At 44.5% G+C, this 23,609-nt stretch carries 22 protein-coding genes; 13 read left to right on the top strand and 9 right to left on the bottom strand.

Going from position 1 to position 23,609, the window contains the following annotated elements; genetic code table 11:
• The first annotated feature begins 117 nt into the window (after positions 1-117).
• From guaB to ACR64J_RS05420, 5 genes are all read left to right on the top strand, one after another.
• Positions 118-1,587 (top strand): IMP dehydrogenase, encoded by a 1,470-nt coding sequence (gene guaB, locus ACR64J_RS05400; protein ID WP_435950852.1) that lies wholly within the window; start codon positions 118-120, stop codon positions 1,585-1,587.
• A gap of 220 nt (positions 1,588-1,807) precedes the next feature.
• On the top strand, positions 1,808-3,169 hold the full coding sequence (gene glmM / locus ACR64J_RS05405; protein WP_435950853.1) for a phosphoglucosamine mutase: 1,362 nt from the start codon (positions 1,808-1,810) through the stop codon (positions 3,167-3,169).
• A 34-nt stretch (positions 3,170-3,203) separates the two neighbouring features.
• Entirely contained in the window at positions 3,204-3,848 is a 645-nt protein-coding gene (pdxH, locus tag ACR64J_RS05410) for a pyridoxamine 5'-phosphate oxidase (protein ID WP_435951027.1), read from the top strand.
• A 208-nt stretch (positions 3,849-4,056) separates the two neighbouring features.
• Positions 4,057-5,235 carry an alanine racemase gene (locus tag ACR64J_RS05415; RefSeq protein WP_435950854.1) on the top strand — a complete coding sequence of 393 codons (1,179 nt, stop codon included), beginning with the start codon at positions 4,057-4,059 and terminating at the stop codon, positions 5,233-5,235.
• A complete protein-coding gene (locus tag ACR64J_RS05420) occupies positions 5,223-6,566 on the top strand; it encodes a D-arabinono-1,4-lactone oxidase (protein WP_435950855.1) in 1,344 nt (447 codons plus the stop codon). The genes ACR64J_RS05415 and ACR64J_RS05420 overlap by 13 nt, the downstream gene beginning before the upstream one ends.
• Before the next feature lie 248 nt (positions 6,567-6,814).
• On the opposite strand, the gene ACR64J_RS05425 is transcribed toward ACR64J_RS05420, so the two are convergent.
• The 5 genes from ACR64J_RS05425 to ACR64J_RS05445 form a co-directional block, all read right to left on the bottom strand.
• The gene (locus ACR64J_RS05425; RefSeq protein ID WP_317199318.1) at positions 6,815-7,444 is read right to left on the bottom strand and encodes a glutathione S-transferase; all 630 of its coding nucleotides are present in this window, start codon (positions 7,442-7,444) and stop codon (positions 6,815-6,817) included.
• A gap of 61 nt (positions 7,445-7,505) precedes the next feature.
• Positions 7,506-8,183: a type 1 glutamine amidotransferase domain-containing protein gene (locus ACR64J_RS05430; protein ID WP_435950856.1), complete on the bottom strand. Its 678-nt coding sequence runs from the start codon at positions 8,181-8,183 to the stop codon at positions 7,506-7,508.
• Positions 8,184-8,278: 95 nt separating this feature from the next.
• On the bottom strand, positions 8,279-9,328 hold the full coding sequence (locus tag ACR64J_RS05435) for an NADP-dependent oxidoreductase (protein WP_435950857.1): 1,050 nt from the start codon (positions 9,326-9,328) through the stop codon (positions 8,279-8,281).
• A gap of 101 nt (positions 9,329-9,429) precedes the next feature.
• Positions 9,430-10,647 (bottom strand): iron-containing alcohol dehydrogenase, encoded by a 1,218-nt coding sequence (locus ACR64J_RS05440; RefSeq protein ID WP_435950858.1) that lies wholly within the window; start codon positions 10,645-10,647, stop codon positions 9,430-9,432.
• Positions 10,648-10,841: 194 nt separating this feature from the next.
• Positions 10,842-11,480 carry a TetR family transcriptional regulator gene (locus ACR64J_RS05445; RefSeq protein WP_435950859.1) on the bottom strand — a complete coding sequence of 213 codons (639 nt, stop codon included), beginning with the start codon at positions 11,478-11,480 and terminating at the stop codon, positions 10,842-10,844.
• Positions 11,481-11,703: 223 nt separating this feature from the next.
• Between ACR64J_RS05445 and ACR64J_RS05450 the strand changes: the two genes are divergently transcribed.
• Positions 11,704-13,188, top strand: a complete 1,485-nt coding sequence (locus tag ACR64J_RS05450) for an aldehyde dehydrogenase family protein (RefSeq protein WP_435950860.1) — start codon at positions 11,704-11,706, stop codon at positions 13,186-13,188.
• Positions 13,189-13,295: 107 nt separating this feature from the next.
• On the opposite strand, the gene ACR64J_RS05455 is transcribed toward ACR64J_RS05450, so the two are convergent.
• Positions 13,296-13,526, bottom strand: coding sequence for a hypothetical protein (locus tag ACR64J_RS05455; RefSeq protein ID WP_435950861.1), 231 nt, complete (start codon positions 13,524-13,526; stop codon positions 13,296-13,298).
• A 154-nt stretch (positions 13,527-13,680) separates the two neighbouring features.
• Between ACR64J_RS05455 and ACR64J_RS05460 the strand changes: the two genes are divergently transcribed.
• The 5 genes from ACR64J_RS05460 (at position 13,681) to ACR64J_RS05480 (ending at position 17,395) form a co-directional block, all read left to right on the top strand.
• Positions 13,681-15,027: a DASH family cryptochrome gene (locus ACR64J_RS05460; protein ID WP_435950862.1), complete on the top strand. Its 1,347-nt coding sequence runs from the start codon at positions 13,681-13,683 to the stop codon at positions 15,025-15,027.
• Positions 15,028-15,065: 38 nt separating this feature from the next.
• Positions 15,066-15,503, top strand: coding sequence for a DUF3429 domain-containing protein (locus ACR64J_RS05465; protein ID WP_435950863.1), 438 nt, complete (start codon positions 15,066-15,068; stop codon positions 15,501-15,503).
• A gap of 142 nt (positions 15,504-15,645) precedes the next feature.
• Positions 15,646-16,899, top strand: a complete 1,254-nt coding sequence (locus tag ACR64J_RS05470; RefSeq protein ID WP_435950864.1) for an NnrS family protein — start codon at positions 15,646-15,648, stop codon at positions 16,897-16,899.
• Positions 16,900-16,968: 69 nt separating this feature from the next.
• Positions 16,969-17,106, top strand: a complete 138-nt coding sequence (locus ACR64J_RS05475; protein WP_435950865.1) for a hypothetical protein — start codon at positions 16,969-16,971, stop codon at positions 17,104-17,106.
• A complete protein-coding gene (locus ACR64J_RS05480) occupies positions 17,078-17,395 on the top strand; it encodes a hypothetical protein (RefSeq protein ID WP_435950866.1) in 318 nt (105 codons plus the stop codon). Before ACR64J_RS05475 ends, ACR64J_RS05480 begins: the two co-directional genes overlap by 29 nt.
• A 97-nt stretch (positions 17,396-17,492) precedes the next feature.
• Here ACR64J_RS05480 and ACR64J_RS05485 read toward each other — a convergent pair whose 3' ends face one another.
• The 3 genes from ACR64J_RS05485 to ACR64J_RS05495 form a co-directional block, all read right to left on the bottom strand.
• A complete protein-coding gene (locus ACR64J_RS05485) occupies positions 17,493-18,239 on the bottom strand; it encodes a hypothetical protein (protein ID WP_435950867.1) in 747 nt (248 codons plus the stop codon).
• Between the two features lie 193 nt (positions 18,240-18,432).
• On the bottom strand, positions 18,433-19,176 hold the full coding sequence (locus tag ACR64J_RS05490) for a hypothetical protein (protein WP_435950868.1): 744 nt from the start codon (positions 19,174-19,176) through the stop codon (positions 18,433-18,435).
• A 71-nt stretch (positions 19,177-19,247) separates the two neighbouring features.
• Positions 19,248-20,219, bottom strand: a complete 972-nt coding sequence (locus ACR64J_RS05495) for a poly(ethylene terephthalate) hydrolase family protein (protein ID WP_435950869.1) — start codon at positions 20,217-20,219, stop codon at positions 19,248-19,250.
• Positions 20,220-20,310: 91 nt separating this feature from the next.
• Here ACR64J_RS05495 and ACR64J_RS05500 point away from each other — a divergent pair, with 91 nt between their 5' ends.
• Together ACR64J_RS05500 and ACR64J_RS05505 are read left to right on the top strand one after the other, a co-directional pair.
• Positions 20,311-21,744 carry an MFS transporter gene (locus ACR64J_RS05500; protein WP_435950870.1) on the top strand — a complete coding sequence of 478 codons (1,434 nt, stop codon included), beginning with the start codon at positions 20,311-20,313 and terminating at the stop codon, positions 21,742-21,744.
• Between the two features lie 162 nt (positions 21,745-21,906).
• Positions 21,907-23,577, top strand: a complete 1,671-nt coding sequence (locus ACR64J_RS05505) for a fatty acid--CoA ligase (RefSeq protein ID WP_435950871.1) — start codon at positions 21,907-21,909, stop codon at positions 23,575-23,577.
• Positions 23,578-23,609: the final 32 nt, after the last annotated feature.

The raw sequence follows: 23,609 nt of genomic DNA on the forward strand, positions 1-23,609 counted from the left end.
GGCGTTATTTTTAAGGGACAGCTGAGAGCGCAGTACCTGAATATGATGCCGCATTGGCGTGATTGACAGATTATCTCAAGCGCCCACTCATCAAGATAACCACCACTAGGGGTATGTATGTTACGTATTGTCGATGAAGCTTTGACCTTTGATGACGTTTTATTGTTACCAGCCTATTCTGAGATCCTACCAAAAGACGCCAGTCTATCCACTCGCTTGACCCAAAACATCACTCTAAATCTGCCACTGATATCCGCAGCAATGGATACGGTTACTGAGTCTGAGATGGCGATTACCATGGCGCAGCTTGGCGGCATTGGCATCTTGCACAAGAGCATGGATATCGATAAGCAAGCGACTCAAGTGCGACGCGTTAAAAAGTTTGAAGCAGGTACGGTCGTCGATCCGATTACCGTTCATCCAGAGATGACCATTGGTGATTTGCTGCGTCTAACCGAAGACAATAATATCTCAGGTGTCCCTGTAGTCGAAAAAGGCACGGATAAAGTGGTCGGTATTGTGACTCACCGTGATTGGCGTTTTGAGACCAACCTGTCTCAGCCAGTTAGCCAAATTATGACGCAAAAAGATCAGCTCGTTACTGTACAAGAAGGCGAGAGCAACGAGAATATTAAAAAGCTATTACATGAGCATCGTATCGAAAAAGTCATCGTTATCGATGATGACTTTCGTTTGCGCGGTCTTATCACCGTCAATGACTTCGCCAAAGCTGAAAACAATCCTAATGCCTGTAAAGATGAAAAAGGACGTCTGCGTGTAGGCGCGGCAGTTGGTACGGGCGCAGATACTGAGGCACGAGTTGAAGCTCTAATCGCCTCCGACGTTGATGTCTTAGTCGTAGATACCGCGCACGGTCACTCAAAAGGCGTCATCGATAAAGTCTCGTGGATCAAAAAAACATTTCCTCATATTCAAGTTATTGGCGGTAATATCGCAACAGGTGATGCAGCAAAAGCCCTACGTGATGCAGGTGCTGATGCGGTCAAAGTCGGTATTGGCCCAGGCTCTATCTGTACCACTCGCATTATCGCGGGTATCGGTGTCCCGCAGATCTCTGCTATCGATAACGTCGCAAGCGCTCTACAAAACAGCATTCCACTTATTGCTGATGGTGGTATTCGCTATTCAGGCGATATGGCAAAAGCTATTGCAGCGGGTGCATCATGCATCATGGTTGGCTCATTAATGGCAGGAACTGAAGAGGCGCCAGGTGAGGTTGAGCTATTTCAGGGCCGTTATTACAAAGCTTACCGCGGTATGGGGAGCCTGGGCGCAATGTCAGGTCAAAACGGCTCCTCTGATCGCTACTTCCAAGATGCCAAAGACGGTGTTGAAAAACTAGTACCAGAGGGGATTGAAGGCCGCGTCCCTTACAAAGGCCCTGTCGCTGGTATCGTCAATCAGTTGGTTGGCGGTTTGCGCTCTTCAATGGGTTATACAGGCTGCGCAAGTATCGAAGATATGCGCACTAAACCGCAGTTCATCAAAGTAACCTCTGCTGGCATGAAAGAGTCGCATGTACATGATGTGCAAATCACTAAAGAAGCGCCAAACTATAGAGTGTAGGTTTATGACCTGATAAATAGCGGGCGTAAAAAGCACCTATTTGTACAATATAATAATAGCACCAAGCGGTTAATGCGCTATGATTAACCAAACCTAAAAAGCCAACAATGCTAATTCGTTGTTGGCTTTTTTTTACAAAATAATTTATTGAGTAGACAGATGTGGTTTTATTCAATATCTTGTACGTTATCGTAAATATAAGAAAAAGGACACAAAGGCAATGAGCTACTTTGGCACAGATGGTATTCGAGGCAAATTTGGACAACTGCCCATTACTCCAGATTTTATTATGAAGTTAGGCTATGTCACCGGTCGCGTGCTGGTCGAGGGTAATGTTAACCCTGCACGTAGACCTAGCGTGATCATCGGTAAAGACACAAGGCTCTCAGGCTATGTGATTGAAGGAGCATTGCAAGCAGGATTTAATGCCGCGGGCGTCGACGTTCATATGCTAGGCCCATTACCGACGCCAGGTATCGCTCACTTAACGCGTAGCTTCAACGCGGCAGCTGGCGTAGTCATATCTGCCTCACATAACCCTTATTATGATAACGGTATCAAGCTATTCTCCGCTGATGGCAAAAAACTCTCTGATGAGGTACAAGATGCTATCAATGATAAAATGAAAGCGATCATGGAGACGGATGATGAGGTGCCGATGCCTATTCATGACCCTGCGCAGCTAGGCAAAACCAGCCGTATTAATGATGCTAAAGGTCGTTATATCGAGTTTTGTAAAGGCAGCTTTCCTTATCAGTATGATCTCAGTGATATCACCGTTGTCGTCGACTGCGCTAATGGGGCCGGTTATAGCGTCGCGCCTCGCGTATTGCGCGAGCTTGGCGCTAACGTCATTGCAATGCATCATACGCCTGATGGTATGAACATCAACGCCGATTGCGGCTCGACTCATCCCAAAGGGCTGCAACAGGCGGTTATAGATCACAACGCAGATGTTGGTATAGCGCTAGACGGTGATGGTGACCGTATCGTTATGGTCGATGATCAGGGCAAGCTGGTAGACGGCGACGGTATTATTTATGTGCTTGCCACTCAGGCGCAAAATAAAGCTGATGGCGTCGCAGGGACGCTGATGAGCAACATGGGATTGGAGCTAGCGCTACAAGAACATGGTATTGCCTTTAGCCGTGCTAAAGTAGGTGACCGTTATGTCATGCAAGACTTGGAGGCTAATGGCTGGATACTCGGCGGTGAGCCATCAGGTCATATTTTGTGTTTAGATAAGAGCCGTACAGGAGATGCTATTATAGCAGGTCTGCAAGTTTTGGCTGTGATGAAAGCGCAAGACAAAGCATTGAGCGAGTTGACCGATGGCTTTAATTCTCTGCCACAAAAACTGGTCAATGTGCGTCTGTCTGATATGAAAGACCCGTTTGAATATGATGAGTTGGTCGCAGAGTTTGACAAAGCGCGTGCAACGCTCAATGGCCGCGGTCGTCTGCTTATTCGTCAATCAGGTACTGAGCCTATGATTCGAGTCATGGTTGAATCTGATGACGAGATAGAGTGCGATGTCATGGCAAACGATTTGGCAGATAAAATCAAAGCCGTATTGGGCTAACTATAAAACAGCTAAAAAAGGATGAATCATGAGCATGGATTTTACCGATCAACGTTTATCTTACGAAAAAGGTGAGCTGGATCAAAACGATATACCAGCGTCGCCACTTGAGCTACTCAAAACATGGATGAGTCAAGCACTTGAACAAAAGGTACAAGAGCCCTATGCGATGAGTTTGGCAACTTGTGGCACTGATATGAAACCTAGCGTACGCATCGTTTTGCTGCGTGAGATTACTGACACAGGCGTCATCTTTTATACCAACTACGAGAGCGCTAAGGGCGCGGATATAAAAGAGAACCCTAATGCTGAGGTATTGTTTTTTTGGCATGAGCTGGAGCGTCAAGTGCGTATTAGTGGCGCTATCGCTAAGATAGCAGCGGATAAATCTGCAGCTTATTTTCAAAAGCGTCCGCATGACAGTCAAGTTGGGGCATGGGTTAGCGAGCCGCAAAGCGGCGAGGTAGTTAATCGTGCGGTTATGGAAGAGCGCTTTGAGCAACTAAAAACCGATTATCCTGAAAACGTGCAAGTGCCTACGCCCAAGTTTTGGGGTGGTTATGAGATTACTATTGAAAAGATTGAGTTTTGGCAGGGGCGCGCCAATCGTATGCACGACCGTATTGTCTATACTAAAGGTGATGACGCCGATTGGAGTACCAAACGTTTATTGCCGTAAACGCGCAATAGCTTAAGTTTTAAAAGTATAACTTAAGGGTTTAAAAGTATAACTTAAGGTTTAAAAGTATAAATAGCCTAAGTCAATCTTGGGCTATTTTGGGTTTATACTTAACTTTGTTGATCCTTTGCATTATTATTTTTTTAATTTAAACTGTAAAAGCATACGATTTAACGCCATGGGTAAATAAAAATATACGGAGAGCAAAATGGATTTTGCTAGTATTACCGCGCCTAAAGCGCCGAGCGCTTGGCTCGATATGGACGCCCTTGATCATAATATCGCACTGGTCAACCAAAAGTCCCAAGCGGTCAATCTACGCTTGGCTACTAAGTCTATTCGCTCTATCGATGTCCTAAACTACATTAAAGACAACTCTCCTAACTTTATTGGTCTTATGTCCTATGCGGCTGATGAATCAGTTTATTTGCTTGAGAATGGCTTTGACAATATTCTTTGTGCTTATCCGGCACTAGATATGATCAGCGTGGCTAACACCTTTGAGTACACTAAAAATGGCGCGACCATGATATGGATGGTGGATCGCCCTGAGCATGTTGATGCGCTCAATCAAATAGCTAGATCGCATGGCGTCAAGGTCGATGTCTGCTTCGATATCAATATGTCGATGTCACTGCCCAAATTATATTTTGGTACTAAGCGCTCGGCCTTAATGACTAAAAAGGCGGTTAAAGCCTTACTTAAACATATCAAAAAATCAGCCCATGTGAACCTCGTTGCGGCAATGGGTTATGAGGCGCAAATTGCAGGCGTTGCCGAGTATGTACCGGGTAAAACGTTATTGACACCAGCTATCAAGCTCCTCAAAAAACGCTCAAAAAAGCAAGTCATTCAGCGCCGCGGCTCAATCGTCAAGTGGTTAAAAAAGCAAGGCTATCCGCTAGCGCTTGTCAATGGCGGTGGTAGCGGTAGTATCGACTTTACCGCAAGCCAGCCTGAAATTACCGAAATCACCGTAGGCTCAGCCTATTATAAGCCGGCGTATTTTGATTATATGGAGAGTATGGGCGGCTTTCAGCCAGCAGCAGGATTTTTATTGCCAGTCACGCGCCAGCCTGAAAAAGGCGTTGTTACTTGTCATGGCGGCGGCTTTATTGCCTCTGGTGCAACAGGAGTAGATAAAGCGCCTGTGGTGCATTATCCACCTGGTCTAACCATACGAGAAGAGGAGGGGTTCGGCGAGGTGCAAACCCCTATGAGAGTAGAGAAACCACTTGCAAAGAATATCAACATTGGTGACGCGGTCTGGTGCCGCCATGCTAAAGCCGGTGAGCTATGTGAGCATTTCAATACGCTTATTTGCTACAGTGATGACGCAGTACAGTTGATGACCACCTACCGCGGAGAGGGCAAATGTTTTCATTAAGGCAGTGGCACGGCAATAGTAACTGGCAAAACTGGGTAGGTTACGTCACAGCAGAGCCTGAGCAAAAGCTTGCGCCATCTTCGGTTGCAGAGTTACAAGATATTATCAAAAGCGCAAGGCGCAATAATAAGCGCGTCAGAGTGACGGGTGCGGCGCATTCCTTTAGTGGCTGCGCCAAACCTGAAGAGATTGCTATCAGTCTGCACAATATGCGCGGGCTTATCTCGGTAGATACTGAGGCCAAGCTCGCAACTATGCACGCAGGAACCTATCTATACGAGATTGGCAAGGCTTTAAAACAGCATGGTCTGGCACTAGAGAATATGGGGGATGTGCAAGCACAGACCATCGCAGGCGCTGCTAGTACGGCGACGCATGGTACAGGGCTGACCCTTGGCTCTATCGCCAATCAGGTCGTGGCTTGGGAGTGGGTCGATGGCACAGGGGAGGTGCACACTCATCAGCGCGGTAATCCACAAACAGATGAGCTAGGCAATGCCCTCCATGCTAGCCTTGGTATGCTAGGCGTCTTTACTAAATTAACGCTAAAAGTCGTGGACTTATATGGGCTGCAAGAACGCAACGAAGTGCTTGATTTTGAAGAGGGGTTGGCAAGGTTCGATGATACGGCGCATGCTCATCGGCATTTAGAATGGTTTTTGTTTCCAGGCACCAATAAATTGCAGCAAAAAACCTTGTCAGTCATAGAGCCAAAACCGATGAGCAGTACGCAAAAGCTCAAAGATAAATTTGATAGCGCGGTCACCCTTAATGGCGCTTTTTATGTGCTATGTGAGCTGGCAAGGATGAAACCGTCACTCACGCAAAAGGTGAGTCAAATATCAGCAAGCTCTATTCCAAATACCAAGCGTGAGGGCTATAGCTATGAAGTGTTTCCAACACCGCGCGGGGTCAAATTTAACGAGTCAGAATATTTTATTGCCCTCTCAGATTTTGAGGCATGTATCACTGAAATCAACGATATATTGCTCAAGGACAATAAAGGCTCGCACTTTCCGATAGAGGTGCGCACCCATAAGGGTGAGACTGGCATGCTAAGCGCAACTCAAGGTGAGGACTGTGCGGTACTGTCCTTTCACGTCTACAAAGGGATGGACTCTGAGCCTTTATTTGACTGGCTATACGAGTATATGAAAAAGTGGCAGGGTCGTCCGCATTGGGGTAAAGTCAATAAGCTTAGTCATGTTGAGCTACAACATTTATACCCCAAACTTGATCAGTTTTTGCAGATTCGCCATGAGTATGATCCAGACAATGTGTTTATGAATAGCTGGCTTGAACAAAAATTCTTGGGTCATGCTTCTTCTTAAACCACTTCTAAACTATAGCCAGTTCACTATAAAAACGATACAGTCGAACTGGAATATATTTTTTGCAGCCTCTGTCTGCGTAGGCACAGCAAGCAAGAAAAATTTATACCAGTTCTGCGTTGATACATAACATATCTATTTTATTTGGTTTCAACTATACAAGAACAAATTTTAAAGTTAAAAAAAGCGACCTATCACAGGTCGCTTTTACGTCATTATTTACATTAAATTAATATTAGCTGTGACTATTAATTTGACTCATCATAATTGGCTTCTAAGCGCATTGTACGCTGATAGCTATCTAAGCTCGCTAATTGCATCGCGTAGTCTTTGATATGCGGATAGTCATCTAACTCATCATTTTTTGCTAGCATAATTAAATCAAACGACAACATAAAATCAGCGCCAGAGAGCTTATTGCCAACGATAAACGCTTTGCCTTTAACTTCGTCATTTAGGTAGCCAAGCAGCTTGTGTTTCTCAGCTGCGATGTAACCATTTAAGAACTTGCTATCGGTGATACCTGCCTTTGTCGTAAACAACTCAAGCAACAAAGGCACCATCAGCGAGCTTTCGGCAAAATTAATCCACTCAAGATAGCGACCATAATCACTGCTATCTGTTGCAGGGCGCAAACGCTCAGGCGCAAAACGCTCAATTAACAACTCAGTGATGGCACCAGACTCTGTGACCACTTCACCATCGATTTCGATAACCGGCGATTTGCCAAGCGGATGAACTGATTTTAAACTATCGGGCGCAAGGTTGGTCTTGGCATCGCGCTGATAACTTATCACTTCGTAAGGCTCGCCGAGCTCTTCAAGTAGCCAAAGAATACGCAAAGAGCGCGAGCGATTAAGATGATGTAAGCGAATCATAGTGTTAACCTTTTAATAGTGTTGAGCTTTTAATTTTGTACAGATGAATCAAAAACGAAGTCTAACCCTGAAGTTTGGTAATCAGACGTTTAGCGGCTTCTTCTGATGACGCTGGGTTCTGACCTGTAATAAGAAGACCGTCTTCGACCACAAACGATTCCCAATCAGCTGCTTTTTCATAGTTGCCGCCGTTGGCTTTTAGCGCATCTTCTACTAAGAAGGGCACGACATCGGTTAGACCAACTGCGTCTTCTTCCGTGTTGGTAAAGCCCGTTACCGTTTTACCTTTCACTAAGTACTCGCCATCAACCTTGACGTTTTTGAGTGCAGCAGGAGAATGACAGACAAAGGCAACTGGCTTATCTTGCTTGACAAAAGTTTCGATTAAATCGATAGAATCTTTATCAACTGCCAAATCCCATAATGGGCCATGACCGCCTGGATAAAATACAGTATCAAAGTCTTGTGCTTTTACGTCAGCCAGTTTTTTGGTGTTAGCAAGATGCTCTTGTGCCTCTTTATCATCTTTAAAACGCTTAGTATCTTTAGTTTGATTATCGGGCGTATCACTACCTGGATCTAGCGGCGGCTGACCACCCGCTGGCGAGGCTAGCGTAACGTCTGCACCTGCATCAAGAAAAGCATAATAAGGAGCGGCAAATTCTTCTAACCAAAATCCCGTTTTTTTACCTGTATCGCCTAATTCATCATGTGAAGTGAGTACCATTAAAATATTCATAGTTATCCTTAGATTGTTTGTTGTTTAACTAAGTGCTACTTAACATAGCACTTTTTTGCTCATTTGATTTTTTAACATAGTCTACGTTGCGTAAGTTACTCAACGTCAGCTACTTTGACGACGGTTTTACCAAAGTTCTCGCCATTTAACATGCGTACAAAGGCATTTGGAGCCTCATCTAGACCCTCAGCGACGTATTCTTTGGTCTTTACAGCGCCTGACTCTACCCATTTGCTCATCGTTTTGAGGAACTCGGGGAAGTGGTCACCGTATTCTTCGTGAATGATAAAGCCTTTAATTGTTAAGCGATTGCTTAGTACATGGCGGAACAATAGACCCAAACGATCCTTGCCATCAGGCAATTCAGTCGCGTTGTATTGTGAGACCAGACCACATACTGGAATACGAGCATGAGCATTTAGTAAAGGTAGGACTGCGTCAAATACTTTACCACCGACGTTTTCATAATAGATATCAATACCATCTGGGCAAGCGGCTTTTAATTGTTCAGCGAAGTCGTCCGCCTTGTGGTCAATACAAATATCGAAGCCTAGCTCATTGACAGCGAAGTCGCACTTGTCTTTACCACCAGCGATACCGACAGTGCGTACGCCATATTGATTACCAACTTGACCAACCGTTGCACCAACTGGACCTGTTGCTGCAGCGACGACCAGCGTCTCACCTTTTTGTGGTTTACCGATATCCGTCAACCCCATATAACCAGTAAAGCCTGGCATACCCAACACACCTAAACCATAAGAGGGGTTAGCCATTTCTTTATCTAGTTTCAGTACGCCTATCCCATCACTGACGCTATAATCCTGCCAGCCTGAATTTGATACCACCAAATCTCCAACGGCAAATTTATCAAGGTTAGACTCTACGACTTGAGCGACCGTACCACCGACAATGACGTCGCCAACGTCTAGCGGACCAGCGTAGCTTTTAGCATCGCTCATACGTCCGCGCATGTACGGGTCTAATGATAAATAGACAGTACGTAGCAACATCTCATTATCATTTGGCGTTGGTATATCAGTAGTCACGAGATCAAAGTTTTCAGCTTTTGGTTCACCATGAGGGCGGCTAGCCAATTTAATTTGACGGTTTATTTTTTGATTTTGTTGTTTATCAAAGCTCATTTTGTGCTCCTTGTGCTCATTATTATTTTAAGATTTTAGAGTAGTAGCCACTCAACAGTGAACGGCTACTATATTTTTTACGGCTACTAGGTTTATAACTACTAAGCGGCGCTGGTTAACGAACGCTCTAAGATACGACGTGATACTTCTAAGTCATTGTTACCATGTTCGCCCAGTTTTACCATATTATGCGCCTCTAACTGCTTAATGACTGGGTCAATCGCAGACTCATCAAGCTCTGCATCTGCTAAGCTAACTGGCAGACCAAGGCTACGGAAGAAGTTCTCAGTCTTAACAATAGCAGTCTCAATGATGCTATCGTCGTCTTGTTTGGTATCAGTATTGCTATCGATAGCCCAGACGTTACGCGCGTATTGAAGCAATTTGTCTTTTTTACTGTTTTTTAGCTCGCGCAAGACTGATGGCAATAAAATGGTAAGGGTACGAGCATGATCAATGCTATGTAATGACGTGAGCTCATGACCCACCATGTGTGTCGTCCAATCTTGTGGTACACCCGTGCCAATTAGGCCGTTAAGTGCCATGGTGGCTGTCCACATAATATTCTTACGGGTCTCTAGATTCTCAGGATCAGCTTTAACCGCTGCGCCTTCTTCAATCAGAATTTTAAGTAAGCTCTCAGCGAAGGCATCTTGTACTTTTGCATTGACTGGATAAGTCAGGTATTGCTCCATCACATGGACAAAGGCATCAGCAACACCATTCATTACCTGACGTTCAGGTAGAGTGAGCGTCTTAGTCGGATCTAAAATTGAGAATTTAGGAAAGGCGAGTGGATTACCAAAAGGTAGTTTGGCTTGACGTTCGCTGTGATTGACCACGCCGCCTGAATTCATCTCTGAGCCCGTTGCTGGAATGGTGAGTACTGCACCCAAATCAATTGCGGAGTCGATATTTCTGGTGTAGCTGGTGAGCGCATCCCATGCTTTTTCACGTGAGACTGTGCCATCTTGGTCAGTGAGTGACGATACGAGCGCGACAAACTTACTACCATCAATGACTGAACCGCCGCCAACCGCTAATAGAAAGTCAATATTATGCTCATTCACCGTATCAGCGGCTTTAAGCAAAGTATTAAACTCTGGATTTGGCTCAATACCACCGAACTCAAAGACTTCGCGATTTCCGCTCGCTGATAACGCTTTTCTGACTTCATCTAAAGTACCTGTGCGTTCAGCTGAACCGCCACCATAGGTGATGAGTACTTTGGCATCGTTGGGTACCAAATCTGCTAATTGTTCGATTTGGCCTTCACCGAAGACGATACGTACTGGATTGTAATATTGAAAGTTTTTCATAAATTTCCTAGGGAACATCGAGCAAAATTGTCAAATATTTTAAATTTGAAAGAACGGTTGTTTTTCAACTATGGCTATTGTATATAAATTAGACCGGTCGTCTAGTAATTTTTACAAAACGCTCTCATAAATAAATTATATCGTCTAATCTTTTTATACTTTAACTAAGTGTCAACTGATCACTGAATGTATCGTTAACGACCCAGTTGTGACGTAGTCATTTGCCATACTTCTGCCAGCGGCGTATTGGTTTGACTGATCTTGGCAACGAGGCTCGCGCCAAGCCAAGCAAAGTACCAGCGCTTGGCCATACTCTCAGCTGCGATGTTATCAGGCTTTGGTACTGAACCATCACTCCAGCCTGCTTTAATCTGCTCTGTCAGCCATGTGATAGTCTGCTGATAGCCTGCGTTTAACGCAATGCGCATAGGTTCTGATATATCAGCGACTTCTGCGCTGAGCTTTACGACCAAGCATTTTTCATGATCGCAGCCATTTTGCTGCGTGTCATACCACCCTTGAAAATAATCATAAAGCTTTTGCTGAGCGTTATTATCTAAAGCGCCAATAGTATCGAGACGCACTTTATAGTTTTCAAAGTAATGGCTGATAATCGCTTCACCAAAGGCTTCTTTGGAGGCAAAATAATGATAAAAAGAGCCTTTGGGTACGCCTGCGGTATCTAATATCTGCTTGATACCAACTGCGCTAAAGCCCTTCTTTGCAAGTATCTGATAGCCAATCTCTAAAAGATGATCCTTGGTGTCTACTGATTTTGCTTTGGAGGTAGTTGTTGACAGTTTATTATTTGGTTGCGTGTTAATTGTAGACATAAAATATATGTCCTCCATAGAGTGGTATAAACAAAGAATTAAAAAGCGTTACGTTTTTTCAACAGTATTAGATATAGAATTATTCTTATTTTTATATCCCTTATGATACCATTAGACCAGTCGTCTAGCAAATTAGATTCAATCGATACAGTATATGAGTTGAAAAGAATAGATGTTTATCTGATGTTAGTCTTTTAAAACAATTACTTAAATAAGGATTTATATGTCAAACAATAATAATACGCAGAATATTTATAGCGATTTTGACCGTCAATTCATTGCTGGAGAATGGATCGAGGGTCAAGATAATAGTGTCAATACCGATACTAACCCTTTTAATGGTGAGACTTTGGTAGAGATCCAGCAGGCGACAGAAGATCAACTTGATGAGGCTTATCAAGCGGCAAGCAAAGCGCAAGTTGAATGGGCGAAAAAGACGCCAGCTGAGCGTGCAGGGCTACTATACAAAGTCGTTGAAGTGCTCGATCAGCGCCAAGATGAGATCGTTGATTGGCTCATCAAGGAGTCGGGCAGCACCCGTATCAAAGCGATGGTAGAGTTTGGGACTGCGCGTGCTATCACTCTAGAGGCCGCCACGATGCCAAATCGTGTGCATGGTGAGACTCGCCCATCCAAAATTCCTGGTAAAGAAAGCTTCGTCTATCGAGAGCCTATCGGCGTTATAGCGGTAATTAGTCCTTGGAACTTTCCGTTTCATTTAACCCAGCGCTCGATTGCACCTGCTATTGCGCTAGGCAACGCAGTTGTGCTCAAACCAGCAAGCGATACACCAGTCACAGGCGGCTTGTTACTTGCCAAGATATTTGAAGAAGCAGGGTTACCTAAAGGTTTGCTCAATGTCGTTGTCGGCGCAGGTAGTGAGATTGGCGATGCTGTGGTCACTCATGATGTACCAAGACTGGTATCATTTACAGGCTCGACGCCTGTAGGCAAGCATATCGGCGAGCTGGCAAGTAGTGGTAAATATCTCAAAAAAGTAGCGCTAGAATTGGGCGGTAATAATCCATTTGTGGTGCTCAAAGACGCCAACCCAGATAACGCGGTAAAAGCGGCAGTCTTCGGTAAATTTTTACATCAAGGGCAGATCTGTATTGCCATCAACCGTATCATCGTTGAAGACGCCATTTATGATGATTTCGTTGCGCGTTTTACTGAGCATGTCAAAACGTTAGAGGTGGGTGATCCTAATAATGAAGATACAGCTATCGGTCCTATTATTAATAAAGATCAGCTCGAGTCGTTACAGGATAAAATCACAAAAGCGGTCGATGAAGGCGCTAACCTGATCATCAGTGGCGAGATTGAGGGTCAACTGGTGCCGCCTCATGTGTTTACTGAGGTCACGGCTGATATGGATCTGTTCCGTAATGAAATATTTGGACCACTCGTAGGTATCATACGTGCCAAAGACGAGGACGAGGCACTAGCACTTGCCAACGATACTGAGTATGGCCTATCAAGCGCTGTGTTTACCGAAGATATGCAAAAAGGTCTGCGATTTGCGCGTGGTATCAAAGCAGGCATGACTCACATCAATGATATTACGGTAAATGATGAGAGCAATGCGCCCTTTGGCGGCGAGAAAAATTCGGGTCTTGGTCGTTTTAACGGCGAGTGGATATTAGAAGAGTTCACTACGTTACACTGGATATCGGTTCAACATAAGCCGCGTGACTATCCTTTTTAGGGGCAGCCACTTTAAGTGTTCTTTAATTTGCTATATAAGTTGATTAAGTACCATTTGTTTTACTCATAAAAAAGACCGCTACGATAGCGGTCTTTTTTGCTTTAGGGCTACTTTAAAGTAAAACCTAGCATAACCTCGATATCTTTCATGGTCATTCGGCGTACCAAAGCTTGCTCTTCAACAGAGAGGCGATTGGTGTGCTCTTTTATCATCAAATGGATACTACGGGCAATCTCAGAGGTGGTTGCATAATACATTTGTGGTTCATCGCGGGTTAATTGTTTCAAGAAGCGATTGACTATTTTGCGTTTTTTTACAGGATCACTGTCTTCGTTCATGTCATTCTCCTAGGTATCCATCATCTAATCACTCGCGCTCTTTTTAGTCAATACTTAGGTAAAAAATTGCAACAATTCACACGCCTTATACGGTGTTTTTTGATTTTACTATTATAGTAATTAAAAAGAGATATTTGAATATTAAAGGATAAATATGACAAACGAGCAGGCAAGTGATGAGTCAGATAATAAAATCGTATTAATGCTGTTTCATAATGATTTGCGAGTACATGATAATCAAACTTTAGATACTGCTGCCAGATTAGCTGATAATGGCTCTTTACTGCTCGCTTATGTATCGAAACTCGTTGACAGCGTAACGCCAAACTGGGGACAGGCTTATCACTTTGCCCAGAGGGGTTTGGCGCGCCAGCAATTTTTGACGGAGAGTTTGGCAGATTTGGATGCCTCGCTTCAAGATTTAGGCAATAGACTGCTATATCTAAACGAAGAAAGTGTTCATCAAGATTCAAGCACTACGCCATTGTCCGAGCTTATTGAAACGCAGCAAGTGAGCGATATTTGTGTCAGTGACAGCGCAGATTATGCTCAGAACTTAGCTTATAAGGCTCTGCAAGATAGATACCCTCATATCAAATGGCATTACGAATCAACCGCGACGCTTTTTAAGTCTATGCCAACCAAAGAGCTACCCAAAAGCTTTACTCAATTTCGCAAAAAAGTAGAGTACGAGCATGATTTATTAAGTGCTCATAAGGATCTTGTAATCAGTCAAACGCCTGCTAGATTACCGCCTGTACCTAAAACACTAAGTAGTAGCGATTATGTCTTTGAGCCCAAAACCTTTGATGACTCTGTGCAGTTAGAGCCGAACTTTAAAGGCGGAGAAGGGCAAGCATTAGCGCACTTAAACGTCTACTTTGAGTCAGATGCGCCAAGTGATTATAAGGTTACACGTAATGCTCTTGATACTTGGGGTCATTCAACCAAGTTCTCGCCATGGCTTGCCAATGGGAGTTTGTCGGTCAAGGTTCTATTAAACCGTTTGCGTCAGTATGAGCAAGAAGTGGTCGCTAATGACTCAACCTATTGGATATGGTTTGAGCTGTTATGGCGCGAGTATTTTTATTGGTATGGCGTCATTCATGACAAGGATTTGTTTTTATTTAAAGGTATCACCCAGCAATCGCCGTCTAATCGTCACAATAAACAGCGCTTTGAGCAGTGGCAAAATGGCGAGACCAAGTATCCGATTATCAATGCTTGTATGAAGCAGCTAAATAGCACCGGTTACATGTCCAATCGGGGTCGCCAGCTGGTTGCCAGCGCTTTTATTCATGAGTTGGGACTAGATTGGCGCTTTGGTGCGACCTATTTTGAGCAGCAGCTGATCGACTATGACGTCAGCAGTAACTGGGGCAATTGGCAGTACCTAGCTGGTGTTGGTGCGGATCCTAGAGGCTGTCGTCAGTTCAATTTAAAAAAACAAACGCAGCAGCACGATCCAGATGGCGTGTTTATGGATAAATGGTTGTCTTAAATAGTTTTATTCGTGCAAATAACTTACAAGTATCAATTATGAAAAAGCCTAGTCCTTATCTCACTTTTGCAGGTACGATCCCATTTATCGCTTGTGCCATCATGATTACTTTGGGTATCGATGCGGTCATCGCGCTTGGTACGACTGCCGAGATTCTATCCGCTTATGGACTTGTCATCGCCTCTTTTATGGCAGGTGCGCATTGGGGCAATCATTTAAGCCTGACCGACAATAACCCTTGGGCAGTGCGCCTGCCTATATTTAGCAATATTATCGCGCTGCTCTTGTGGCTAGGGTTCTTAACCTTATCGAGTGCTGGATTTATCTGGTTACTGATCAGCGCATTTATCGCTTTATTGGTCATTGACTATGGTTTAAGAGATGCTCAAATTATCACTGCTAATTATCTAAAAGTTAGAAAATACGTGACATTAATAGTAGTGATCTCTTTAGTGCTGTCAGCGCTGCAATTATAAAGAGTCATTAAGAACTAAACCTTGCTAAGGCAAGGAGGATAAATCACAAATAAGCGACGATACACCGTTGTTTACTTTATAACATTCATTTAAAATGAATCTTTGAAGATAATTTTATAAACTCCATTTTAAGCAGAGGGTTATGCAATCTATCAACTTACCTAGCAAGCCACCAAGCTCGCCTCATCCTATTCTGAATTTGAGCTTTCGCATTTTCTTTAGTGCAGCAGCGGTGTTTGCCGTAGTGATGATGATGCTATGGTCATTTATGTTCACCGGTCATACCGATATCGATGCGCAGGTTCTAAATCCGCTGTATTGGCACGGTCACGAAATGATTTATGGCTATGCTTTAGCAGTGGTTGCGGGGTTTTTGCTGACAGCGGTCAAGACTTGGACAGGGGTGATGATGCCACATGGCTACCAGCTGCTCGGTATCTTTAGCTGTTGGTTGCTGGCACGTTTATGCTGGCTTGCCTTTGGCCTGGGTATGACAATGGCGGGCACGAGTATATCGTTGTTATATGTCGGCGCTGTGTTTGATTTATTGTTTATGATTTTGATGGCTTACGCAATTTTTCGAGCCGTACTGCAAGTCAAGCAGTACAAACAAATGGGTATTTTAGCTAAGCTTACGCTATTAACTTTGGGCAACGCCTTGTGTTATTGGGGTATTATCAGTGCAGACATGAATACGACTAGAGTAGGGGTTTACTTAGGGTTTTACTTAATTATCGGCTTAATATTGACCATAGGTCGGCGCGTGGTGCCTTTTTTTATCGAGCGCGGTCTGAGCGTGACCAATGATAAGGGCATTACAGAAACTGTCGCCTTACGTAATAGCAAAGTGCAAGATATCGCTAGTCTTTTATTCTTTTTAGCCTTTTTTATCGTGGATGTATTTTATCCTAACAAGTACTTGCTGACGGTCACCGCGCTTGGTGTGGCAGTGGTCAATATCGTACGCCTAATCGGTTGGTATCACCGCGGGATTTGGCAAAAGCCATTGCTCTGGTCGTTATATATTGCCTTTACGGGTATGTGTTTGAGTTTTTTGTTGTACGCATTGCAGCCTTGGCTTGGGTACGCGCATAGTATTGCGATGCATGGCCTTGCGATTGCAGGGGTTGGTATGATGACGGTAGCGATGATGACGCGGGTAGCGCTTGGGCATACGGGACGCAATATTCATCAGCCGCCCAAAACTGTGCCTATCATGTATGGTCTGATGGTACTGGTATTTGTGAGCCGAGTACTATTACCGCTTACGGATATGAGTCATTATCTGCTCTGGATTATGATCGCTCAAAGCGCGTGGATTGCCTGCTTTGTGCTATTTTGCATAAGTTATCTACCCATGCTTGCTCGTCCTAGACCTGATGGGTTATTTGGGTAACAAGGTTTGAACAATAAGGTTTGAGCAATGATGTTTGAACAATAAGACTGGTAACATTTAGTAGGATACATGATGCGACTGACCAACTATAGTGATTATGCGCTGCGCTCTTTGATTTATTTAGCAGTCAAGTCTGAGCCTGATGTGCTTACCAACATCAGTGATATCGCCGGCAGCTATGATATTTCTAAAAGCCATCGCGCCTAAAGACATCAATTTAGGGCTGTTGATTAAACAGATAGAGCCTGATTTTGAGTTAGTCGAGTGCTTTGCTACGCCAGCCAACAGTGATAATAGAGAGCCGCGCACGACAGGTTTGCCAATCACCCTTATCAATGAAGAGGTCGATAAATCTGTAGGCTGCGTGATTACGCCAGTATGCGAGCTCAAAGAGGTGTTTTTTGAAGCATTAACGGCGTTTATTAGGGTTCTTGAAAAATATACTTTGGCAGATATTATTACCAATAAAGATAAGCTTGCGACTTTATTGTTTTGAGACTCTTTAAATTTTAATCACTTTATAACCTAGTACTCATAAAAAAGAGAGCTCCCATATTGATAGCTCTCTTTTTTTGGTATTTAACTTATATTAGTTACGCCTTTTCAAGCTTAGGGCGGGCTTTGCTTACTGCCTTTAATAATGCTTTTTCAAAACCGCCCACCTCAAACTTAATCAAGTTTGAATGTGCCGCACAAAAGTTGCTGACATCGCGCCACTCGTGAGCAATATCGGTTGCCCAATCACAGAACTGCTTGCCTGCATCAGGCTCATCTTTGAGTGCTTTTTTGGTGGTTGGATGTAGCATAAGCTCTGGCAGTATCCCCTCCAATAACTTGTGCGGTGGACTCATAAAAGTGTCATCGACATGCAAGCTTTGACTGGCAGGATGATAGGCGAGTAAGGAGCCTGCATGGATCATCTCATTGGCTGAGATATAATCGATACCGCGCGGCATAGAAAACTTAAGCTCAGGGTAACACTGTGCGACGGCATCGCTCTCAACTAAATCCTCACTCCAATTGATCTCAGGGACTTGTTTGCTATGGCGGCTACTGCCATAAAATATCGCTTGCGGAAAGTCTTTTGCCATACGCTCGCAGTGTATGGTATGGAACGGATGCAAGTTTAAAACAGCCTCGACATCTGCGCCTTTGTTAGTCAGCGCCATGACTTGCTCGCGTACCTCTTCGGTTAAGGTATAACTGTCCAAAAAGATAAAGCGTCCTGACTCAAGCTTAATGAGTGAGCACTGAGTACCAATGTTCAGCACGCCGCCAATCCGAAAGCTGCCTCTAATGTTCCAAAATCCTGCGCCTAAATCGATTATTTTATCTGACATACGGTTTGTTCCTTTATATATAAATTTTAAAAGTCATTATCAAAAATTGTTTGGAGAGTATGACTGACTTCAAATAACAAGTCTGTTATAAAAAAGATATGAGTTTGTAGAGAAGTCATGCGCTGTTTAATACTGATTAAAAAGACCATCGATAATGATAGTCTTTTTGATTATTAAGTATAAGGCTTAGCTATTAGCCCTCAAGCTCTGGTCGAGCTCTCTCTAAGGTCGCTAGGAGTGCCGACTCAAATTGACCATCTTCAAAAACCACTAAACCTGAGTGCGCGCCGCAAAAGTTACGCACCTCACGCCAGTCGTGTGCTAGCTGCGTCACCCAGTCGCCATATTGTTTGCCTGCGTCAGGCTCCTCTTTGAGCGCTTTGATAGTCGTTGGGTGAAAGTCTAAGTCAGCTTGTACTTCATTAAAACGCTTTGACGGTGGGATCTCAAAAGTATCATCCACATGTATCGTTTGACTAGCAGGGTGAAAGACAAGTAACGAGCTGGCATGAACGCTATCATCAGGAGCAATGTAGTGAATGCCCTTGGGTACAGAAAATTTCAGCTCAGGATAGCGTTTGGCCACCGCATCACTTTCAACCAAGTCCTCTGACCAGTCGACTTTGGGCGCTTGTTCAGGATGGCGGCTACTGCCATAAAACGTTGCCTGCGGAAAATCTTTTGCCATCTGCTCACAGTGCACCGTATGAAAGGGATGCACGTTTAATACGGCTTCAACGTCTGCGCCATCGTTAGTGAGCGCCATGACTTGATCGCGTACCTCACCAGTTAAGGTATAGCTGTCTAAAAAAATAAACTTCCCTGATGCTAGCTGTATCAAGGAGGTCTGATTGCCTATGTCGATGATACCGCTTCTGACAAACGAGCCGCGAATGCTCCAAAATCCTGCGCCTAAGTCGTGTATTTGATCTTTCATAAATAGTGCTCCTTAAATTGTGTGTGGGTGTTGCTACTTACAAATTGTATTTGTTTACTAGCGCTACAAAATTACAAGCACTGTGCATAATCATAAGCTGAGATGCGAGGGCTTAAACTGTAGTCCTTATTGCCGCATAAAAACTGATCAAAACGTGTATCATTGTTTAGATAGCGCTGCATCCAAGCGATACTAGGTGTGCTCAGTAGTTTCTCGTTAAAGCGGTAGCTGGGACAAAAATGACTGGCGTTATTGACCTCGATTTTCATCTTAGGCCCCGCCGCATGGTTATAAAAAATATTAGTGTATTTCTCATTACGGGCGATACGGTCATTTTGACAAGCGATGATTAGGGTAGGCGTCTTTATTGTGCCGTAGTCCTTATCATAATAAGGCGCTGCAGGAATAATAGCGCGAATGGCATCACGCTCGCCCGCTAATTTCAGCGCCCCGCCGCCGCCCATTGACCAGCCGATAGCGCCTAAGCGCTCAGGATCTATCATCGATCCTACTGTACTATCTTCGATAACATGATCAAGCGCGGCGCTTAACTGATCAGCTCGGCTGTCGGGTTTGTCATAGATAGAATGTGTATTGATAGTAATAACAACAAAGCCCCAAGACGCCAGACGCGGTCCCCACCATTTAATAGAGGACTCATAAGACACGTAACCGGGTACAACGGCAATCGCCGCCAAAGACCCGCAACCATTGGCATCAACCGGATAATGAATCGTACCGCCGCCAAAACCTTGTGCAAGCTTGCGCGGTACACGTTTGGTCATCACCGTAAAAGGGCCGTTGCCTCGAGTCTGCGTCATGTTATCTGCGCTAATATCACTATCAGCAATACAAGCAGCTGACGCTGCATTCGATAACTTAAGCTTAGCGTCCATTGGACTAAGCTCAGTGTCCATTGGACTAGGCTCAACATCCATTAGATTGAGCTCAGCGTCCATTGGACTTTGAGTATAAGCGGTCATAGTGCAAACAAAAGCCGCTACTAAAATGGTGGCTTTAAGCTTGAGCGAGTATGTAATCATTTGAGCGTTCTTAGTAAGGGCTGCACGGTTTTGGGCGCACATATCATTTTATTAAGCAAAATAATAACAGACATACTTTTGTAGTGCTGAGATGCTTACGTCTTTAATACGTGAGCTCACACGAGCAAAGCTTGCACTATGCTACTATGGCGCGCTTATAGCATTGGCTGTAAAAGTCTCGCTACGGCTCTATATTCTCACCCTATTCCTTGTTGGCGATTCAACTAGCAAGTCCTTTATTATCGATAACAATTTGAGTGCTCGCGTGAATCAAACTCGTCATGATATCCAGCTGCAAGATAATTCTAAGCGCATTGAGTCACCATTAAATCCGCAATCAGACTCGCCGTCACTGATTCTAAAGCTGACGATTGGGCTTATCGGAGTCTTTGCATTTTTGCAAGTGTATTCCATCCAAGCCATCTTGCCGGTTCTTATGATTGAGTTTGGTGCAAGTGAGGTACAGCTTGGCATGGTGGTTGGCGCTACCGTTTTGGCGATCGCGATCATGTCGCCTTTTTTGGGTATGCTCTCTGATGCGATTGGGCGCAAATCACTTATCGTTGGGGCTCTGTTATTTTTAGCGATACCAACAGCATTAATCGCGCAAAGCCCTAGTATTGAATGGATGGGCGCATGGCGATTTATGCAAGGATTGTCTGTACCTGGCATCACCGTGGTGATTATCGCCTACATCGGTGAAGAGTTTGAGAGCCGCGCTATGGCGGAGCTGATGTCTTTTTACGTCTCAGGCTCAGTGCTTGGCGGCTTTATGGGCCGATTTGTATTGGGGCATTTAGATGAGATGATCGGCTGGCGCGCCGCCTATTATTCGATGGCACTCGTGACCCTGACTGGTGCGCTATGGGTAGGCAAAATGCTACCTGCCTCGCGTCAGTTCGTCGCTAACCCAAAGTTTCGCTCCGCTATGCAAACGTTAGCAGCGCATATGACAGACCGTTACGTAGTCACCGCTTGTATGCTTGGCGCTTGCGTACTCTTCTCTTTGGTTGGCTGTTTTACCTTTATCAACCTATACTTGGCAGATTATCCCTATGCGCTCAGTAGTAGTGAGCTTGCCAATATATTCACGGTGTATCTGATAGGCGTCATCGTCACACCTATATCTACTACTTTGTTACGACGCTTTGGCGCGGCGCGAACGGTGCGAGTAGCGGTTGTCGCTTCTATGATAGGAGTGCTATTGACATTATTATCACCGCTTTGGGGCATTATCGTTGGCTTAGCAATCATGTCAACAGGGGTATTTATAACTCAGTCAGCGACGATAAGCTACATTGCGGTCAATGTAAAACAAGGTCGCTCACTAGCATCAGGGCTATATTATATGAGCTACTATGCTGGCGGGACATTGGGCGCATGGCTGTGCGGCTTGGCATATGCTAGTGGTCGATGGTCGAGTACTGTCTGGCTGTTGTTATTTGTGCAACTACTTGGGTTACTTGTCGCTATATTTGGTATGGTCAAAACCAAAGCGCCTGTGCGTAGCGCTTCACATAACTAAAAACATGTTTACGCAAGCTGCCTTTACATCAACTAAGTTTTTTCATAGCATGATATTAAACCTGATTTTTGTAATAACTGACTTTTATAATAACTAGTCTCTAGTTTGAACCATTTAATCCACCTATCACTTTTGTATTAAAACAACAAGGATGTCTCATCTATGTCAAATCATTATAATAGCGCCCCTTTAGCCTACGACTATCCACTTATCATCAAACAGCTGTTAAACCGCGCCAAGACCGTCTCACAAGACCAAGAGATTATCTACGCTGACAAGGCGCGTATGACTTATGCCGATCTGTTTGCGCGTATCAATCGCCTAGCAAATGTGCTTGCTGATCTCAACCTTAAGGCAGGCGATGTTATCGCAGTTATGGACTGGGACACGCATCGCTATCTTGAGTCTTATTTTGCGATACCGATGTCTGAGTATGTTCTACAAACGGTCAACGTACGCCTGTCTCCTGAAAAAGTGCTGTACACCATCAACCATGCCAAACCCAAAGTGCTCATGGTGAATTCTGAATTTGCAGCGCTAGTCAAAGACTATCAGTTCGAAAACTCAAGTATCGAGCATATCATCTGGCTCGATGACAACGGCATGACCGTCGAGGGCGTATTTGGTGACAATCAAAGCCGCGTCGCAGGCGAGTACGAGTCACTGCTTGAGACGGCAAGCCAAGAGTTTGACTTTCCAGATTTCGATGAAAACACTATTGCTACCACCTTTTATACCTCAGGCACGACAGGTGACCCTAAAGGCGTATTTTTTAGTCATCGTCAGCTGGTGTTACACAGCATGGCAGAGGCGGCAACGCTCGGTATGCTACCTGATAAGCAAGGCGTCAGTTACGGCGATGTCTATATGCCAATGACGCCGATGTTCCATGTGCATGCTTGGGGTTTTCCGTTTACTGCAACCATGGTCGGACTCAAACAAGTCTATCCGGGTCGTTATGCCCCTGATATGCTGCTGGATTTAATTATCAATGAAAAGGTCAGTATCACTCACTGCGTGCCGACTATTTTGCAAATGGTACTGGGCGAGGCGCAAGAGCGTAACGCTAGCTTTAATGGTCTCAAGATGATCATCGGTGGCTCAAAGCTCACTGAAGGTCTAGCAAAATCTGCTCTAGCACAAGATATCGAAGTCTACACAGGCTACGGGATGTCGGAGACCGCGCCGCTAATTAGTTTGACCGAATTTAGCCTGGACGAGCCTGAGATGAATGAGGATGAAGACGTCGCGCGCCGCTGCATGGCAGGTAAGCCTGTGCTCATGGTGGATGCTCAGGTATGGAGCGAGAGCAACCAATCGGTTGGTACAGGCAAAGACAAGACTGGCGAGCTGGTACTACGCGCGCCTTGGCTGACGCAAAGCTACTTTAAAAATGATGACGCAGGTACGGAGCTGTGGGAAAACGGTTATATGCACACTCAAGATATCGCCTATATGCGAAATGATGGCTATATCACTATAACCGATCGTCTAAAAGACGTCATCAAATCTGGCGGCGAGTGGATATCATCGCTTGAGATTGAGACAATTTTATCCTTGCACCCTGCAGTCGCTGATGTGTCGGTCATTGGCGTACGAGATAAGCAGTGGGGCGAGCGTCCGATGGCACTAATCGTCCTCAAACCTGATGCTAGTGAGACCAGTAGTGACGATATCAAAGCAGTGGCCGAGCAAGCGGTGGAACGCGGTATCATTCCAAAATATGGTATCCCTAGCGAGTTTAAGTTTGTAGATGATTTACCTAAAACTTCAGTGGGTAAACATGATAAAAAACTCATGCGTGAGCAATACGCCGATCAGACAGGTATCTGATGATTTTAACCTTATTGTAGTCTTTATATTTG

The organism is Psychrobacter sp. DM8, from assembly GCF_051307025.1.
Classification (GTDB): domain Bacteria; phylum Pseudomonadota; class Gammaproteobacteria; order Pseudomonadales; family Moraxellaceae; genus Psychrobacter.